Below are 17,898 nucleotides of genomic sequence, written 5' to 3' on the forward strand. Positions count from 1 at the left end.
AATAGGACAATTGTAATAAAATTGTCTATTCTAGGATTCGCTGTGTATGTATGACAATCAGCTGATCATTCAATGTTGTTGTGAAGAAGCTGAAGGTGTCACCGGTATCTTTAATCTTAAATTTCTTTTTTATATCCTCTGTTTTTAACGGAAAATTTTTGGCAATAATATCCGCAATTAGAGGACTTTTCCTTTTCTTGAATTCTGTAAAAGATTCAACCTGTTTTATCATAAATATTTTGCCCGGAAAATCAGGGATTTTCTGATCCGATGTATATAAATGGGTGCTTTTGTGTAGTTTTTTTACATCAAGGCGATTGACGATTGTTTTAAACGCACCGGCTTTGGTCAGGGCAACATCCGGCTCATAAAGATAGGATAGAGGTGGACTATAATCGACAAGGGTAGCGCGTTCCTCCTCATAAGTAAAAGAGATGATCTGTTGTTCCTCTTTGAATAGTCGGACAGCATGAATGACCGGCTCGCCTATATATCCTTTCTCTTGAATAAAAATAAGTTCTTTACAATCATTTTGCAAGGAAACGACATAAACATCCTTTACATGGACTAACATGCTCAATGCTGAGGAGATATCCAACAATGGTGCAAGCTTGCTAATAATGACATCTGATCGTTCGAAAAAATCGTTTTGCAGAGCCACCAAATTAGGTTCACATTCGTCCAGTAAAAATACCTTCTTATTTTGAACTCTACGCGAAGGATCCAGATAGATATAATCAAAATGCGCCTGTGGATTGTTAAGTATGTAATCTACACCATTTGTGGCAATAACCTCGATATTTACGGCAGACAATATCCTGGCATTATATGCAGAAATTTGTGCAAGATCAGGATTGAGTTCGCATGAAATCACTTGCTTTGCTCGCGTTGAAAAATAAAAGCTGTCGACACCAAAACCGCTTGTCGCATCAACTAAATTGGTGCCTTTCTTAATGAGCGAACTTTTAAATAGTGCCGTTTTTTCTGATGAACACTGTTCTAGATTTAGTTTAGCAGGAAAATAGGCTCCTGGAGTCCCTGCCCACAAAGGTATTTTAATCCGTGTACGCTGCTTACCATCGAGTTGTGCAGCTAATTCAGAAGACGATATTCCTTCAAAAGGAGATTTCTTTAAAGCTATTTTAGTAGGAGACTCGCTCAGGTTTTTTTCCAAAAACAGCTGTACCTCCTTTTGAAGAATCAATCTATTCATTTATATTTTCTTAACAAGAAGCTGGCATGTATATCTATCCTTTAATTCACTGATCACCTCTTTATCAACCAGAACACGGTCGATCGTTTCCTGGTTATAATAACGGATCGTGATTAATTCAAGACCAGACTCATAGGTAACTTTAAATCGTTGTTCAAGATCGTTAATTAAATCCACCAAATTCTTTCCAGTGTCATCCACGGAGACCGTAAAATTGATCGCTGTGTTGTGCATCATATTTATTTTGATACGATGTTCATGGAATAGATTAAAGATGTCTCTGAGGTTATCTTCCACGATGAAAGAAAAATCCCTGGGCGAAATGGAAATAAAAATCTGATTTACTTTAAATATAAACGAGGGAACCGGTAATGTCTGATTTGTACTTCGAATTATCGTTCCGGGAGACTCCGGATCAACAAAAGAACGCACATTTAAGGCAATTTTCTTATTCTGTAGTGGTTTGATCGTTTTCGGGTGAATTACGGTCGCACCATAATAGGTCAGTTCGATCGCATCCGTATAAGATAGTTCAGGGATCAATTCAGTTTTTTCAAACCATTTAGGATCAGCATTGAGTACACCCGGGACGTCTTTCCAGATTGTTACATTTTCGGCATTTAAACAAGACGCAAATATCGCTGCAGAATAATCAGATCCTTCACGACCCAATGTTGTTGTGAAATTCTCAGATGTAGATCCTAGAAAACCTTGTGTAATGACAATGTATTCGTCTAATATGGATGGTAGTTCAGCACGGATCTTTTCTTCTGTTTTATTCCAGTCAACTGCAGCCTCTCGGTAGGTGTTATCTGTTAAAATATAATCACGGGCATCTAACCATTTAACTTTTTCACCAATAAAGGCAACATAGGCAGCAACAATTTTAGTCGATATCAATTCACCCATTGATACAATTTGGTCAAATAGATAGTCATAGGAATCCTGCGGATCCTCTTCCAAAATCCATTCGATCTCGACGAAACAATTGGCAATTTCATCGAATATTGGGTGCTCACCATCAGGAAATAGGCCCTGAAGAATTTGAAAATGGAATGCTTTGGCATCTTCAAGGGTTTGAAGCTGCAACCCTGTATTGTTATAATATTCTCTGGTCAATTTCTCCAGAAGGTTTGTCGTCTTACCCATGGCAGATATAACGACCAACAAAGCTTCACCTTTGTATTTCGAAATAATCTTTGCTGAATTTCTGACACTTTCCGCATCCTTTACTGATGCACCTCCAAATTTAAAAACCTGCATTTATTTTATTGAGTTTAGTTGATTGCTAATTGATACTATTGATATAATGTAATCCTTTTTCTGACATTAGATCTTTAATAGCGGTGTAAGGGATGCGTAATTCTGTACTACCTTCCGCATAGGATTTAATTTCATAGATATTATAGTAGAATAATAATTCGTTTTTTTCAAACGTAAAATTATCTGCGAGTGAAAACTTGCCCTCTTCAAAAAAATACTTTCCATTTAAGGAATCATCCTTATTTAACCCTTCTTGTTTACGAAAGCATTGTTCGGCTATTGTTGTAAATCTGCCTTTATCTTCTTTGCGAATAATATCGTCAATCGTGATAGAACGATTAGACTGCCTATCAAAGTTTGAATATAACGTTACATGGTCGCCATGAGCTCCGCCAGTATATTCTTCCTGTTTCGTTCGTAAAGCAAGATAGACCGGTGTGTTAGCAACTACATCTACCTGAAGATCGCGATTCCAGGTTGCAGTAGATTTGCCGTTGTTATCATCCACATATTCATTGTAAGCACTTATAAAACGATGGGCAGCTTCTTCCATGCTTGTATCCCCTTCGAGATGAACAATAGATGAAACAATATCATTGATTTTTACTTCATCGAACACCGGATAGTTTGCCCGAAAGTATGTGGTATCCAACTGATCATCTCCTTTTAGAAAATAATTACTATGCTCATCAACCATTTTTTTATGATATGAGAGTGTATCTCCAGTTTGAGCAAGAGAAGGTGCGGCACTTTTGTTTTGACATGAGTACAACAAGCTGCCTATAAATAAAATTTTCAAAAAAAGATAAAACCGCATTGAATTGATTGCTTACCCTCTAATTTAATATGTGATTGATACATTAATCCACTCCGAATCAAAATCAGCTTTATACCGCTCGTAGAATTTTATGGCAGACTCGTTCCAGTCCAAAACTTGCCATACCATGCCGTGATAACCGCATTCTTTACCATAGGCCAGTGTTCTGTCAAAGAGTTGTTTACCCATTCCCAGTCCACGCATTTTTTCGGTAACGATTAAATCTTCCAGGTAAAGCCTTCTTCCTTTCCAAGTGGAGTATCTGACGTAATATAATGAAATTCCAACAATTTCTTGGCCAATTTCCGCTACAAACGCACCCCAAATAGGGCTATGTCCAAATCCAGCTTCTTCAAACTCCGCGAGAGAAACGGTCACCTCATCCGGTGCTTTCTCATAGATAGCCAATTCTTTGATTAGCTCAAGCATTTGTGGGCAATCCGATTTAATTGCTGCACGTATAATTGGTTTAGTCATTGTTTTTATAATGTTTAATTACTCTTTTACCAAAGATTGTACTTCCAATACGGACCATGGTAGATCCCTCTTCAATTGCTAATTTATAGTCCGAAGACATTCCCATAGAAAGGATATTAAAATAGTCGTCTTTACGGTAGAAGCTGGCTTTAACTCCATCAAATAACATTTTTAATTCGTAGAACTCTGCTTTGATCACCTTTTCATTGTCTGTATTGGACGCGATCCCCATTAGCCCACAAATTTGGATATTTTTTAGTTCCAGGAATTCTTCATCACGAAGCAGCTCGATCAATTCGGCATGATCCAAACCGAACTTGGTATCCTCGTCAGCAATATATACTTGCAATAAACAATCGATGGTACGATTCGCTTTTATCGCATGTTTATTAACTTCTTTTAGCAGTTTTAGGGAGTCAATAGAAGCAATTAGACTAATAAATGGCGCAATATATTTTACTTTGTTCGTCTGTAGGTGTCCGATCATATGCCATTGAATATCTTTGGGTAAAAGCTCCGCTTTCTCAATTAATTCTTGAACATGATTTTCACCAAAGATACGTTGTCCAGCCTCATAGGCTTCCATGATTTCTGAATTGGACTTTGTCTTTGAAACTGCTACAAGCTGAACGCCCTTTGCTTCAGTTTCCAACCTTAAAGCTTCTAAATTACTCGCAATACTCATTTCCGATATAGTTTGATGATGTAAAAAGTGCCAAATGTCGGTGCTTTTTGTAAATTTGTACAAAACTACGAAATGCTACGATTAATACTGAATCTACTTGCGGTGATTTTTTTATTTGGTTCCTGTGTCAGACCAGAGGAGAAGGATATTATCTCACAAAGCAAATTTGTAAATGCTTTGACAGAAATCCAATTGACAGATTCATATCTCAATATTTTGCCCATTGATAGTGCACGCAAAGTGATGGTGCCTTTGTACCAGGTGACTTTTGATAAATACGGACTGGATTCCGTTTCTTTTAAAAAGAACCTGGACTATTACGGTAAAGATGCTGAGGTCATGTCAGCCATTTATAAGAAAGTGGAAGATAATTTGACGAAGGAGAATAAGTTTTATACGGATATCGAACGTAAAAAACAAGATTCTATCCGAACAAGGGATTCGATTGTCAATGCAAGAATTCAGGATAGTACAAGTCGTGTGATGCGACAACAGCAACAGTATCAAGAACGTATTGCTGCGCTTATCCACTACAAACCAAGTAAGGAGAAATTCAGTTTTAAAGAAGCGTCTTCGTTGTTTAACAAAAATTTCCAACAGAAAACAGGTGTTAGCTTGGATAGCTATTTAATGAACCAGCTAACTAATGGTAGTTCAATTACTCCAGCTGGATCACCGCCACCTACTTCCTCTGGAAATCCTGCGTCCCCAGCAACAACACCTGGCGTTTCGGCAAAGGACACAGTAACGTTACCAAAACAAATGGAGCAAAGGCTTGAAAAACCTATTCTTACTCCACCACAGGCATTGAAGCCTGTATCAAAACTTTAACCATCAAAGAATATAATTTTATGGTATATCCATTAAATGCGATAGATAAACTCGGCTTTTCCGAGATAAAAGATAAAATAAAACAAAAGTGCCTGAGTGAATCAGGCCGTGAGCTGGTCGAAAAAATTCAGCCACAAACTCGCTTTGATCAGATAGATCGTTTTTTGAGACAGACTAGTGAATTCAAAGATCTTCTTGTCAATGATGGAGCATTTCCCGTAGAGAATTTTTTTCCTTTAAAATCCATTATTGAAAAAGCGAGGGTGGAAGGTGCTTTTCTACTTGAAGAAGAATTTTTTCGTGTCCTGTTGTCCTTGAAAACTGTTTATGCCATCATTCGCTATTTTAACGAAAGAGAGGGCCTTTATCCGAATTTGGAAGTGCTATTTGAGCATTTACCTATCGAGAAGGGAATCATCCGTGATATTGAAATAGTGATTGACGAGCGAGGAAAACTCAAAAATAATGCTTCACGCTTATTGCTCGAAATCACTCAACAAATACAACGGGCAGAACAAGATGCGCTCAAACGTATAAATAGTATTTTCAAAAATGCCCAGGACAGTGGCTGGACTGCGGATGGCAATTTGACTGTACGGGATGGACGTCTATGTATTCCGATCTTGGCTGAAAATAAAAGGAAGCTTAAAGGATTGATTCATGACGAGTCTGCGACAGGACAAACGGCTTATATTGAGCCAGAAGAAGTATTTCAGCTAAACAATAAAATTAGAGATCTTGAATTTGAGCGCAGGAGGGAGGTCATCCGAATTCTTGTGGAACTCACAGATAAAGTGCGCCCGCATCTCCCTTTATTGTTATCCTATCATGGCTTATTGACCAAGGTTGATTTTGTTAGAGCCAAAGCATTGTTTGCCTTGGATATTGAGGCCGAGATGCCTGAATTGTCCAAAGAGGCGGAGATCAATCTCATCAATGCGCGTCATCCATTGCTCATACTTAACGAACACCATAAAGGCACTGTCGTTCCATTGAATATACAAATCGACCAGTTGCAACGTGTCATTGTTGTCTCTGGACCAAATGCCGGTGGTAAGTCAGTCTGTATGAAGACAGTGGGCTTGCTACAGATCATGGTGCAATCAGGTCTATTGATCCCAGCTGAGCCGACGACGAAAGTAGGTGTATTCAAGCAAATATTTGCTGATATTGGTGACGATCAATCTATTGAGAGTGACCTCAGTACCTACAGTGCACACTTGTCGAAAATGAAGTATTTTACGGAATTTGCTAATGGACGCACCTTGGTACTCATTGATGAATTCGGAACCGGAACAGACCCTCTATTTGGCGGACCTATTGCCGAAGCTGTATTGGAATCGTTGAATAAAAAGCAGATTAGAGGCGTTGTAACAACCCATTACTCAAACTTAAAGGTATTTGCGAGCAATACAACGGGGCTGGAGAATGCTTCCATGTTGTTCGATAACCGCGAGATGCGTCCAATGTATATTCTCCAGATCGGTAAACCTGGAAGCTCTTATGCCTTCGAAATTGCACAGAAAATCGGCTTAGGCAAGGATATTCTAGAGGCCGCCAAAGGGAAAATCGGTGTACAACAGAAAAAGGTAGATACCTTGTTGATCGATCTTGAACGGGAGAAGAAAGAGGTGTTTGACACGAAAGTTGCCATCAATAAAAGAGAGAAAGAACTTGAAACGCTTAAATCGGAGTACTTGGAATTACAAGGTTATCTTGAAGAAAATAAGCGGGTTATCCTGAAAAAAGCCAAAGAGGAGGCTCAGGAAATCATCAGAAACTCCAATAAATTAATCGAAAATACGGTTGCACAGATCAAATCAGCGAAAGCTGATAAGGAGAAAACCCGTGAATTGCGCAGTAATCTGGATCAAGCTTTGAAAGCTGTTTTGCCGAAAGAGCAAACAGTAAAACATGTCATTAAAGAAAAAGTAACGGAATCCTCCGAATTGAGTATAGGTGACTGGGTACAGATTATTGATAATGGTGCTGAAGCACAGGTTGTTGAAATTGCTAAAAACAATTTGATTCTTGCTATGGGAGAATTGAGAACAGTACAGAAGCGAAAGAATGTCATTAAGCTCGAAGGACGAGAGAATAAGAAATCAGCAAAAAGCTTGTCTAAATCATTGTCTGCGGGTACTGTCGCAGATTTTAATCCGGAACTTGACCTCAGAGGGATGCGCACCGAAGATGCGTTGAATGAATTGGAGAAAGTACTGGATAGGGCTGTTATGGTAGGCTACCCATCTTTAAAAATTATCCACGGTAAAGGAGACGGCATTTTACGAAAATTCATTCGGGATTACTTGCGTAAATACAGCCATGTCAGTAGGTTTGAAGATGAACATCAAGACCGCGGTGGAGACGGAATAACTTACGCTTATTTATAACAATAAAAAGAACTCGCACATGTAAAATGCGAGTTCTTTTTTACCTTTTTAGATCGTTTGATCTTTGCCACCAAAGGTGATCATCACCATACCTACAATGATGATAAACATACCGAGAACTTGCTGCCAGCTTAGTGGACTTTTAAAATAAAATGCCATTGCCAATTGAACCGTCAGAAAAGTCCCTCCTGAACATAAGGCTATAACAATAGGTTGAGAGACATTCTTAAATAATTGAATGAGAAACCAACTTGCCGAAAGCAAAATAATATTCCCAACAATCAACGCCGCCCATTTATATTTGGGGTGAATACCGCCCAGCTTAAATAGGATGGAGGAGACAATTTGGCAAGCCCAAAATGCCGCAAAATAAAGGTAGTTTAACATAACTGTCGCTATTCGTATCTACTGTAAGCACCGTTAAAAGATTGACGCATTAACGAGAACTGGTGTATTACACTTTTAAGAAATTCCTCATCAAGCAATTCAAAAACACCATTTACGCCGCCTATGATGTCAACCTCTGCAATTTTATAGGATTGCTCCAGATTTCCTTGTTCAAATTTGATGATGAATTTCTGGTTCATTCCAAAGATGGAAATCTTGCAATCAGGATGGGGGAGTTCCGCTATTAATCTCATGTAAATCTCTTGTTTTAAAAATTACCATAAAAGTATAAAAAAACGCCCAAATGAAATACATTTGAGCGTTCAGGATTATGATATGATTAGAAAAAGGCTGATTATACAACTCCCTGAGCTTTCATGGCATTAGCCACTTTAATAAAGCCGCCAATATTGGCACCTTTTAAGTAATTAACAAAGTCACTTTCTTTGCCATATTTCAAACAAGTTTCGTGAATGCTTTCCATAATTGTTTTCAGGCGGCTATCAACTTCCTCAGTACCCCATTGTGTACGGATCGAGTTTTGGGACATTTCCAGACCACTTACGGCAACCCCGCCAGCATTTGCCGCTTTCCCTGGTGCAAAACTAATTTTTGCATCTAAGAAAACCTTAATAGCTTCGGCAGTGGAAGGCATATTAGCGCCTTCAGCAACACAAATACAGCCATTTGACACAAGTGTTTTCGCATCGGATTCATCCAATTCATTTTGTGTCGCACATGGTAATGCAATATCACATTTAAATTGCCAAGGTTTTTGGCCCGGTAAAAACTGTGCATTTGGATAACGAGCAGGGTATTGGTCTAAATTCCGTCCTAAAGTTGCTCCAAAAGCCATTTTTTCTGTATCAAAGCCATCTGGATCATACAATGTACCCAAGCTATTAGAAACAGTAATTACTTTTGCACCTAATTGCATTGCTTTTTCAACAGCATAAAATGCAACATTACCAGCACCAGAAACTGTTGCCACTTTTCCTTGTAAGGATTGTCCTCTATGTTTAAATATACAATCTACGAAGTATAGTAGGCCATATCCGGTAGCTTCTGGACGAATATAGGAGCCGCCCCATAATTCACCTTTGCCTGTTAGAACCCCCGTAAAGTTATTCTGAAGACGCTTAAATTGTCCGAATAAAAAGCCAATTTCACGTCCTCCAACACCAATATCCCCAGCAGGAACATCTGTATCTGCACCTATATGACGATATAATTCTGTCATAAAGCTTTGACAAAAACGCATGATTTCATTGTCTGATTTGCCTTTAGGATCAAAATCAGAACCACCTTTACCGCCACCTATTGGTAAGCCTGTTAAACTGTTTTTGAAAACTTGTTCAAAAGCAAGAAATTTCAAGATACTTTGATTCACAGAAGGAGCGAAGCGAAGTCCGCCTTTATATGGACCAATAGAACTATTCATTTGCACACGGTATCCGCGGTTTACCTGTACATTATGATTATCATCTAACCAGGTTACGCGAAAAGAGATAATACGTTCAGGTTCGGTAAGACGTTCAAGAATTTTTTGATCGAAAAACTCAGGATGATTGTTGGTGATATAAGGAAATAAATCCTCTGTAACTTCTTTTACAGCTTGTAAGAATTCTGGCTCATTTGGATTGCGTTTCTCAACGCTCGCAATGAACTCGTTAAAATTTTTTGACATGTTTTAATTAGTAAAATTTCCCTTTGGCTGGCACTAATTTATGTATTTTTTAATAAAAATCCAATTTTTGTTAATTTTTTATAAATTTTACGTTGTTATAATGAAATTTCGAATTCTATAAAATATGTCTATTTAGCTTGGTAATATAGAATTGTAGCCGAAATCAAATCATCCACGTATTTTATTCGACACTTTAGCTAAAAAAAAGAATCATTTTCGTTTTTATAATAGAACAGACTAAACGTAATGATTTGTGTAATTCTAAGCCTTATATATTTTAAAATTTATAAGGCCATTACATCGTGAAGTCTCAATAAATTGTAAGATCTAATTTTAAGCGGAATTAAAATTGGCTATGTGCAATGAGATTAGAATCTTCGTTATAACAATGTAGCAATACTATTGGGAAAAAGGGAGGGTTTACAAATTACTATTTAACATAATATAAATTATAATAAATATGTATAGTGATGAGAATGGAGGTTTTTAATGAATTATTTAATATAGTTATTGCTGGTTTTTGATATTATATAAAATAAGTTTTCTTACAATGATTTACAAATAAGGCTTACATATTTTAAATAAAAAAGGAATCTAAGCGAAACGCTTAGATTCCTCAATAAATATTTAGGTTGAATATTTACAGAATAAAAAATACTAATCAACTGCCTGAATCATCAAAGCACCAACTGTTAAGTTAGTCCGTGGATCTATGACAATGGCTTGAGAATTTGCAGAATTTTCTGTTTGTAAATCAAATACAAGATTTTCAGCAGATTTGATTGCAATCCGACCAATATCATTGAGCTTGATCGTTTCGTCGAAAACTTTTTCCTGTGTGTTGATGTCAAATTTATAAAGCACATCGACAATCTTAATTTTTGTCAATTTACTGTGGCTCTGAAGCAAGTAGATCTGTTCGGTATCCAAGGGCTTATTGTCAAACCAACATACGTTTGCCTGTATATTGCGCTCAAATTTTGGTTGTTTTTCAACATTTGCAATGGTGTCGCCACGACTAATGTCCACATCGTCTGTTAAATGAAGTATAACTGACTGTCCATTTTCTGCACGGTCAAGCTGCAGGCCGTTAAATTCTATAGCCTTTACAGTGCTATATGTTTCTGAGGGATAAATAATCACCTGATCGCCAAGGGTAAGCCCCTCTCCTAACACTCTGCCGGCATATCCCCTATAGTCATGCAGATCATCCGTTTGTGGCCTTACAACCCATTGCACTGGGAATCTCCAATTCGCTGCCTGATTTTCGTGAATTTCAACATTTTCCAGGTAATCCAATAGTGATTCTCCGGAATACCAGAGCATACGATCGGATTTATGAACAATATTGTCACCTTTCAATGCGGATACCGGGATAAAATCAACGTCCTGAAGACCTAAGTTAGCAGCCAATTGCTGGTAATCATTTTTGATTTGTTCAAAAACAGTAGCGCTATAATCTACCATATCCATTTTATTGACACAGACTAATACTTGTTTCATTGCCAGTAATTTAGCAATAAACGAATGCCTTTTGGTTTGTTCAATAACCCCCTTCCGTGCATCTACCAAGATGATAATCAGCTCAGAATTGGATGCACCGGTAACCATGTTTCGCGTATATTGGATATGGCCAGGAGCATCAGCGATAATGTATTTTCGATGATCGGTCTGAAAATATTTGTAAGCGACATCGATGGTTATTCCCTGTTCGCGTTCTGCCTTTAGTCCATCCGTTAATATCGCTAAATCTACTGTTCCATCATCATTTTTTCGGTTGGCACGCTGTATCGCTTCCAATTGGTCCTCCAAAATAGAATTGGTATCGTATAGCAATCGACCGATTAGGGTGCTTTTACCATCGTCTACCGAACCAGCTGTTATAAATTTCAATATATTCATTGTTGTCAAAATCAAGTATTAGATTTGAGGAATTAAAAATATCCCTGTTTTTTGCGTTCTTCCATTGCTGCCTCGGATACTTTGTCATCCATCCGAGCCCCACGTTCACTGACTGTTGATGCTTTGATTTCCGCGATGATGTCATCCAAAGCAGTTGCTGTAGAATCTACTGCTGCTGTACAGGTCATATCACCCACCGTCCTGAAACGAACAGATTTAGTTTCAACAACATCCTCCTCATCAATATTCAAAAATGGTGCAGCTGCCATTAATTGTCCGTTACGGGTAATTACCTCCCGCTCATGGCTAAAATAAATGGATGGCAATGCGATTTGTTCGCGTTTGATATAATTCCAGACATCGAGCTCAGTCCAGTTTGATATCGGGAACACCCGTACATTTTCGCCTTTGTTTATCTTGCCGTTGAAAATACTCCACAACTCAGGTCTTTGTCTTTTTGGATCCCATTGTCCAAACTCATCACGAACGGAGAAAATACGTTCTTTTGCACGTGCTTTTTCCTCATCCCTACGTGCCCCTCCGATACATGCATCGAAACCGTGTTTCGAGATCGTATCAAGTAAGGTAACAGTCTGAAGTGCATTACGACTTGCGTTTTTACCTTTTTGCTCAACGACTTTGCCCTGATCTATACTATCTTGGACATAGCCAACAATAAGTTTTTCTCCGATCTCTTCAATAAGACTGTCACGGAAAGCAATAGTTTCTGGGAAATTGTGCCCAGTATCAATATGAACCAGTGGAAAGGGAAATTTACCCGGTCTGAAAGCTTTTTTTGCTAGATGAACCAATGTAATGGAATCTTTTCCGCCCGAGAATAATAGTGCTGGTTTTTCAAACTGTCCAGCGACTTCTCTTAATATATATATTGCTTCCGCTTCTAAATGATCTAAATAGTCCATTCTTTGAAATAATAAAATTTGATTTAATGAATTCGGGTTTATGCTTTTTTATAATTAAGATTTAACAGCATGTAAACCACATTCTTTTTTACTCTGATCTTCCCACCACCATCTTCCGGCACGAAAATCTTCTCCTTCCTGAACAGCCCTTGTACATGGTTGGCAACCAATGCTCGGAAAACCCTTGTCATGTAAGACATTATAGGGAATATACTGTTCTTTACAATACATTTTTACCTGCTCAAAGGTCCATTCAAACAGCGGATGGATTTTTATGATATCATTTATTTCGTCATACTCTACAAAATCCATATCATGTCTATTGACCGATTGTTCAGACCGAATGCCGGTAATCCAGATTTTTTTTCCTTTGATAGCACGCTGCAATGGTTCAATCTTCCTGATTCGACAACATTCCTTACGGTTTTCAACAGATTCATAGAAAGAATTAGGCCCCTTTTTACTGATAAAATCTTCCAACAATGTCGTATCCGGTGTGTATGTTTTGATATTCAGTTGATAACGTTCTAATGTGCGACTCCACAAAGAGTATGTCTCTTTGAATAATCGCCCGGTATCTAAAGTGAAAATCTCAATACCGATATTGTTTTTGCCAATCCATTCGGTGATAATCTGATCTTCTATCCCAAAAGAAGTCGAAAAAACAACTTCTGAAGGATATAGCGCTGCAATTGCTTGCAGCATCTCCGCTCCTTTTTTATCGCCGATAATTTCTTTAATTTCCTTAACGCTCATGACGTAATATATTTTTAGTATGTTCGTTCAGCTTCTTTACCTTAAATTCAAAGTCTCCTTTCAACTGTTCACGATATTCGCTCATTAGTGAAAGCGTTTCGTCGATTTCGGCTGGTAATAGATCGTTGAGCAATTCCTTCACCCTTTTTGCAATTGTTGGCGATTTGCCGTTTGTGGAAATCGCAACTTTCAGATTGCCTTTAGTAACAATTGATCCCAAATAAAAGTCGCATAGATCTGGTTTATCCGCTGCATTGAAAAGTATATTGTGAAGTGATGTTAACTCACGAAGTTCATCATTCAGTTCCATATTGTTCGTTGCCGCAATCACAAGTTGCTTGTTTTCAATATCAGTAGTCTCAAAAGGACGTATGTGAAGTTGAATGTGAGGATAATTCGCAAGCAATAGTTCAAATTCTGGAACAATTTCCCTTGCCACAACAGTTAGGTTCAATCTCTCATCATTTGTTATCAATGCCTGGAATTTTTCCAACGCAACTTTTCCACCTCCGACCAGTAAGGTCTGGATCTGATCAAGTTTAACGAATATGGGAAACAACTGATTCATACTTATAATGCAAGCGCTTTTTCTTTAATATGTTGAAACGATCTGTGTTTCGCCACCACTTCACCTATGATGATAATAGCTGGTACCCCAACTCTTTTTTCAGTAGATTCATCTAGTATATTATCCATTGTTCCCAATACAACCTTTTCATTAGGAAGTGAGCCATTCTGAATCAAAGCGATCGGTAGATGATGAAGATTTTTATCCCGGTAGATGGCTACAATTTCAGTTAATTTTCCATAGCCCATCAGAACGACTACAGTCGCATTGGATTCCGCTGCCAGGTATAGATCGCTAGATAAACTGCCATCAGATTTTGACCCTGTTATCACCCAAAAGCTTTCACTAATCCCTCTATAGGTCAAAGGAATCTGCTGTAGCCCTGTCAAACCGATAGCGGAGGAAATACCAGGTACAACGGCTGTTTCAATACCATATTGTGCCACATGATCGATCTCCTCACCGCCACGTCCAAAGACAAAGGGATCTCCACCCTTTAAACGCACCACATGCCCATAATTTAAAGCATAATCAACCAGTAAGCGATTGATTTCATCTTGTGATGTTGAAAGCTGTTCAGCACGTTTTCCGACGTAAATTTTTATACAATCTGCCTTCGCATAATCCAATAGTTCTTCATTAACCAGCGCATCATACAAAATAACATCCGCTTTCTGGATTGCTTTGATCCCTTTAAGGCTAATCAATTCTGGGTCTCCTGGTCCAGCACCTACTAAAGTAACTTTTGCTTCTATCGACATTCCGTTCCCTCCTAAGCCAATACAGGCGTTAAATTTTTACGTTGATAAACCTCATTGATAAACTTTGTGGCTTCTTGCAGATAACCTGTTGCAAAGACCTCCGTAGGTTCATTTTTACTGATTTGTAAGACAAGCTCCGGAAATGACTGATCAAAGTTATATTCCCCGGACTCCACAAAATGTGTCTGGAATTCATTGATCACTGTATTTTGTGTGCTTGCGCTAATACCTTTATCTAACAGCAAGGCTTTCGCTGCCTGAACAAAGGCATTGTATGCATGATAGATAGCGTCTGCGAATTTTGCTTCCCCGAATGTCTCATTTGCCCATTGCAGCTTTTCCTCCGCCTCATAAATCAATGTTGCTACCAGATCGATCACTACCCCAGCACACTCACCCACACCTATCGCTGTTTGAAAAGTACCTTCATGTCCCCAATCCACAAACTCATCTTCCGAAAGCGTTGTTAGATCTGACAGTGGCTTTAATAGATTGTAAAAATAATTTTTACCTTGTCTGTCGTAATACGCATGAAAGTTTTCAGTTTCTTCAGCATTCTTTTTGTAATCGTTCAGCACGAATTCAACCACATGCAATACGCGTTTGGTGGGTACTTTGATAATCCGTTCGGCGACTCGGCCTTCACCATCGCCGATCGTGCCACCACCGAGCATAACCTGGGCGGCAGGAACTACCTTACCCTCTGCTTTAACTGAGCTGCCATGGAAGCCAATATGTGCCAGTCCATGTTGACCACAGGAATTCATACAACCGGATATCTTAATTTTCAAATCTCTGTTGAAAATAAAATCTTGGTGGAATTCGGCGATATACGACTCAATGACCCGCGCCATTTCGGTACTATTTGAAATGCCAAGATTACAGGTGTCCGTGCCAGGGCATGTTGTCACATCTGCAGTACTGTCAAAGCCTACCTGAGCAAGATCTAATGATTTTAGCAGTTGATAAATATGAGGTAGCGACTTTTCGGTTGCATACTTCAATAGCAAACTTTGGTTTTGTGTTATCCGGATATCATCCGCAACGAGATCTTTTAGTTCAGCGATCAAGGACCGCGCTTTATCGGTACCGATGTCCCCGGTAGAAACACGTACATAGACACCATAATAGCCTGCTTGCTTTTGTTCAAATGTATTCGTGTTCTTCCATACCTGATAGTTTAAATCGGTATCGAGATCAAGTACGGTGATTTGGCTGTCATCCGGTGGTAGCGGTTGTTCAATTTTGGTTCGATCGATAGCGAAAGTTTTTACTTTTGTAGCAATCTTTTCTGCTTCGATCAGATTTAACACCTCTTCCAAGCCAAGTTTCTGAATAAGATATTTAAAGCGAGCCTTGTTACGGTTGTTGCGTTCGCCGTATCGGTCAAACACCCTTAAGGTAGCCTCTATATAAGGAATTAGCTCATCTTCCGGTAGAAATTCATTTGTTAGCGATGCTAAAAATGGCTGTGATCCCAGTCCACCTCCTAGCAAGACTTTGAAACCACGTACTTCTACACCATCGACATACTTTAATTTTGGAATAAAACCCAAGTCATGGATATACGAGAAAGCGGTGTCCTCTTCACTTGCAGAAAAAGACATCTTGAATTTTCTACCCATCTCCGCACAGACTGGATTACGTAGAAAATATTCAAATGTCGCCTGTGCATATGGTGATACATCAAAAGGTTCTTTCGGATCAATACCCGAAGTTGGTGAAGCCGTTACATTACGAACAGTATTACCACAGGCTTCCCTTAGGGTAATATCGTCCTCTGCCAATTTTGACCAAAGCTCTGGCGTGCGATCCAGACTGACGTAATGAATCTGAATATCCTGACGTGTGGTCAGATGCAGATTGCGACTTGCATATTCATCAGAGATTGCCGCGATTTTGATCAATTGTTTAAAAGTAACTTTTCCAAATGGAAGTTTGATACGAACCATTTGAACCCCTGGTTGTCTCTGTCCATATACTCCCCTGGCAAGGCGCAGTGATCTAAATTTCTCATCAGCGATCTTACCTTCGTGAAATAACCGAATCTTTTTTTCAAGTTCAATAATCTCCTTTTCCACGACTGGATTTTCTAATTCTGTACGGAAGCTTTGCATAAAACAAATAAAATCTATTGATTTAGTATTCTTTTCTCGATGTCAAATGTAAAAATATTTTTTTAATATTCTATAATATCTACCAAATTAATATATATTTGCCGTATAAAATTTAATATACTAAACCTGTAGACTAATAGGTGTAATGATAAAAAGATGTTTTATAGTCCTTGTTTTTAGCTTTATAGTTGTATCTAAGATCACGTCATGCGCGCCAAAAGTAAAGAATGGATATAGCAAAGAGCGTGGGTTTGAAGGTAATATTTCATTATCTGGAGCCTTTGCCCTCTACCCTTTGGCGGTAATCTGGAGTGAAGACTTTAAAAAAATTCACCCTCATGTTCGTTTTAATATTTCCGCAGGCGGAGCGGGCAAAGGAATAGCCGATGTGCTAACTGGTATGGTAGACATTGGTCTGGTGTCACGGGATTTACATGCGCAAGAAGTTAAAAAAGGTGCAGTTCCTATTATCGTCGCTAAAGACGCTGTGATTTGTACATTGAATCCGGGCAATCCGAATTATAAAGCATTACTGAAACGAGGTTTAACACGGGAGGAACTCGCGGATATTTTTGTCAATCGAAAATTTAAAACATGGAATCAAATTGATCCGCAATTTACTTCAGATCCGATTAATGTCTACGTGCGTTCGGATGCCGCCGGAGCGGCAGAAACCTGGGCCAAATTTTTTGGACACAAACAGGAGGATCTGCAAGGCGTTGGCATCTTCGGAGACCCTGGCATCGCCCAAGCGATTAAAGATGATAAGTTTGGCATTGGCTTCAACAACATTAATTATGTATATAATTTAAAGACAAACAAAGTATTTGATCATATTGATGTATTGCCATTGGATTTAAATAAAAATGGGCAAATTGAAGCAGATGAGCAATTCTATGGCTCCCTGTCGGACTTGACAGGAGCGGTAGCGGCGGGAAGATACCCTGCCCCCCCTTCACGTGATCTGACATTTGTCACACGTAATAAGACAGAATCTCTGCTCTTGAAGGAATTTATCTCATTTGTATTGCAGAAACAGGCGCAATCACAATTACTGGAAAATGGTTATGTACCATTGAGTGCAACACTAATCAATGAAGAACTAAATAAGTTATAGC

At 38.6% G+C, this 17,898-nt stretch carries 17 protein-coding genes; 3 read left to right on the forward strand and 14 right to left on the reverse strand.

Annotated elements, in window-relative coordinates:
- Positions 1-25: 25 nt before the first annotated feature.
- From M2408_RS11235 to M2408_RS11255, 5 genes are all read right to left on the reverse strand, one after another.
- Positions 26-1,213, reverse strand: a complete 1,188-nt coding sequence (locus tag M2408_RS11235; protein ID WP_259181791.1) for a class I SAM-dependent methyltransferase — start codon at positions 1,211-1,213, stop codon at positions 26-28.
- The gene (locus M2408_RS11240) at positions 1,214-2,476 is read right to left on the reverse strand and encodes an aspartate kinase (protein ID WP_259181793.1); all 1,263 of its coding nucleotides are present in this window, start codon (positions 2,474-2,476) and stop codon (positions 1,214-1,216) included. It abuts the gene before it with no gap.
- Between the two features lie 25 nt (positions 2,477-2,501).
- Complete coding sequence (locus M2408_RS11245; RefSeq protein ID WP_259181795.1) at positions 2,502-3,173, reverse strand: DUF3298 and DUF4163 domain-containing protein; 672 nt, start codon at positions 3,171-3,173, stop codon at positions 2,502-2,504.
- Between the two features lie 144 nt (positions 3,174-3,317).
- Positions 3,318-3,770 (reverse strand): GNAT family N-acetyltransferase, encoded by a 453-nt coding sequence (locus tag M2408_RS11250; protein WP_259181797.1) that lies wholly within the window; start codon positions 3,768-3,770, stop codon positions 3,318-3,320.
- Entirely contained in the window at positions 3,763-4,455 is a 693-nt protein-coding gene (locus M2408_RS11255) for a YggS family pyridoxal phosphate-dependent enzyme (RefSeq protein WP_259181798.1), read from the reverse strand. Before M2408_RS11255 ends, M2408_RS11250 begins: the two co-directional genes overlap by 8 nt.
- A 72-nt stretch (positions 4,456-4,527) precedes the next feature.
- Between M2408_RS11255 and M2408_RS11260 the strand changes: the two genes are divergently transcribed.
- Both M2408_RS11260 and M2408_RS11265 read left to right on the forward strand, forming a co-directional pair.
- Positions 4,528-5,286 carry a DUF4296 domain-containing protein gene (locus M2408_RS11260; RefSeq protein ID WP_259181801.1) on the forward strand — a complete coding sequence of 253 codons (759 nt, stop codon included), beginning with the start codon at positions 4,528-4,530 and terminating at the stop codon, positions 5,284-5,286.
- Between the two features lie 20 nt (positions 5,287-5,306).
- Entirely contained in the window at positions 5,307-7,679 is a 2,373-nt protein-coding gene (locus M2408_RS11265; RefSeq protein WP_259181803.1) for an endonuclease MutS2, read from the forward strand.
- Positions 7,680-7,727: 48 nt separating this feature from the next.
- On the opposite strand, the gene M2408_RS11270 is transcribed toward M2408_RS11265, so the two are convergent.
- From M2408_RS11270 to M2408_RS11310, 9 genes are all read right to left on the reverse strand, one after another.
- Complete coding sequence (locus M2408_RS11270) at positions 7,728-8,066, reverse strand: hypothetical protein (RefSeq protein ID WP_259181805.1); 339 nt, start codon at positions 8,064-8,066, stop codon at positions 7,728-7,730.
- 8 nt (positions 8,067-8,074) lie between these two features.
- Positions 8,075-8,320 (reverse strand): hypothetical protein, encoded by a 246-nt coding sequence (locus tag M2408_RS11275; RefSeq protein ID WP_259181808.1) that lies wholly within the window; start codon positions 8,318-8,320, stop codon positions 8,075-8,077.
- Between the two features lie 101 nt (positions 8,321-8,421).
- A complete protein-coding gene (gdhA, locus tag M2408_RS11280) occupies positions 8,422-9,753 on the reverse strand; it encodes an NADP-specific glutamate dehydrogenase (protein ID WP_259181810.1) in 1,332 nt (443 codons plus the stop codon).
- 657 nt (positions 9,754-10,410) lie between these two features.
- The gene (locus M2408_RS11285) at positions 10,411-11,655 is read right to left on the reverse strand and encodes a sulfate adenylyltransferase subunit 1 (RefSeq protein WP_259181812.1); all 1,245 of its coding nucleotides are present in this window, start codon (positions 11,653-11,655) and stop codon (positions 10,411-10,413) included.
- 32 nt (positions 11,656-11,687) lie between these two features.
- Entirely contained in the window at positions 11,688-12,578 is an 891-nt protein-coding gene (gene cysD, locus M2408_RS11290; RefSeq protein WP_259181814.1) for a sulfate adenylyltransferase subunit CysD, read from the reverse strand.
- Positions 12,579-12,632: 54 nt separating this feature from the next.
- On the reverse strand, positions 12,633-13,334 hold the full coding sequence (locus M2408_RS11295; protein ID WP_259181815.1) for a phosphoadenylyl-sulfate reductase: 702 nt from the start codon (positions 13,332-13,334) through the stop codon (positions 12,633-12,635).
- Positions 13,324-13,902: a bifunctional precorrin-2 dehydrogenase/sirohydrochlorin ferrochelatase gene (locus M2408_RS11300; protein ID WP_259181817.1), complete on the reverse strand. Its 579-nt coding sequence runs from the start codon at positions 13,900-13,902 to the stop codon at positions 13,324-13,326. The genes M2408_RS11295 and M2408_RS11300 overlap by 11 nt, the downstream gene beginning before the upstream one ends.
- Before the next feature lie 2 nt (positions 13,903-13,904).
- Complete coding sequence (cobA, locus tag M2408_RS11305) at positions 13,905-14,663, reverse strand: uroporphyrinogen-III C-methyltransferase (protein ID WP_259181820.1); 759 nt, start codon at positions 14,661-14,663, stop codon at positions 13,905-13,907.
- Positions 14,664-14,674: 11 nt separating this feature from the next.
- Positions 14,675-16,780 (reverse strand): HEPN domain-containing protein, encoded by a 2,106-nt coding sequence (locus M2408_RS11310; protein WP_259181823.1) that lies wholly within the window; start codon positions 16,778-16,780, stop codon positions 14,675-14,677.
- Positions 16,781-16,925: 145 nt separating this feature from the next.
- On the opposite strand from M2408_RS11310, the gene M2408_RS11315 reads away from it, so the two are divergent.
- Positions 16,926-17,897 (forward strand): PstS family phosphate ABC transporter substrate-binding protein, encoded by a 972-nt coding sequence (locus tag M2408_RS11315; protein WP_259181826.1) that lies wholly within the window; start codon positions 16,926-16,928, stop codon positions 17,895-17,897.
- The last annotated feature ends 1 nt before the right edge of the window (position 17,898 follow it).

Origin of the sequence: Sphingobacterium sp. BIGb0165 (assembly GCF_024810095.1) — a bacterium.
Classification (GTDB): domain Bacteria; phylum Bacteroidota; class Bacteroidia; order Sphingobacteriales; family Sphingobacteriaceae; genus Sphingobacterium; species Sphingobacterium detergens.

Coding starts and splice junctions, on each gene's coding strand:
- M2408_RS11260 (WP_259181801.1), top strand. CDS start 4,528: ATGCTACGATTAATACTGAATCTACTTGCGGTGATTTTTTTATTTGGT.
- M2408_RS11265 (WP_259181803.1), top strand. CDS start 5,307: ATGGTATATCCATTAAATGCGATAGATAAACTCGGCTTTTCCGAGATA.
- cobA (WP_259181820.1), bottom strand. CDS start 14,663: ATGTCGATAGAAGCAAAAGTTACTTTAGTAGGTGCTGGACCAGGAGAC.
- M2408_RS11275 (WP_259181808.1), bottom strand. CDS start 8,320: ATGAGATTAATAGCGGAACTCCCCCATCCTGATTGCAAGATTTCCATC.
- M2408_RS11250 (WP_259181797.1), bottom strand. CDS start 3,770: ATGACTAAACCAATTATACGTGCAGCAATTAAATCGGATTGCCCACAA.
- M2408_RS11245 (WP_259181795.1), bottom strand. CDS start 3,173: ATGGTTGATGAGCATAGTAATTATTTTCTAAAAGGAGATGATCAGTTG.
- M2408_RS11240 (WP_259181793.1), bottom strand. CDS start 2,476: ATGCAGGTTTTTAAATTTGGAGGTGCATCAGTAAAGGATGCGGAAAGT.
- M2408_RS11235 (WP_259181791.1), bottom strand. CDS start 1,213: ATGAATAGATTGATTCTTCAAAAGGAGGTACAGCTGTTTTTGGAAAAA.
- M2408_RS11300 (WP_259181817.1), bottom strand. CDS start 13,902: ATGAATCAGTTGTTTCCCATATTCGTTAAACTTGATCAGATCCAGACC.
- gdhA (WP_259181810.1), bottom strand. CDS start 9,753: ATGTCAAAAAATTTTAACGAGTTCATTGCGAGCGTTGAGAAACGCAAT.
- M2408_RS11310 (WP_259181823.1), bottom strand. CDS start 16,780: ATGCAAAGCTTCCGTACAGAATTAGAAAATCCAGTCGTGGAAAAGGAG.
- M2408_RS11285 (WP_259181812.1), bottom strand. CDS start 11,655: ATGAATATATTGAAATTTATAACAGCTGGTTCGGTAGACGATGGTAAA.
- M2408_RS11295 (WP_259181815.1), bottom strand. CDS start 13,334: ATGAGCGTTAAGGAAATTAAAGAAATTATCGGCGATAAAAAAGGAGCG.
- cysD (WP_259181814.1), bottom strand. CDS start 12,578: ATGGACTATTTAGATCATTTAGAAGCGGAAGCAATATATATATTAAGA.
- M2408_RS11270 (WP_259181805.1), bottom strand. CDS start 8,066: ATGTTAAACTACCTTTATTTTGCGGCATTTTGGGCTTGCCAAATTGTC.
- M2408_RS11255 (WP_259181798.1), bottom strand. CDS start 4,455: ATGAGTATTGCGAGTAATTTAGAAGCTTTAAGGTTGGAAACTGAAGCA.
- M2408_RS11315 (WP_259181826.1), top strand. CDS start 16,926: ATGATAAAAAGATGTTTTATAGTCCTTGTTTTTAGCTTTATAGTTGTA.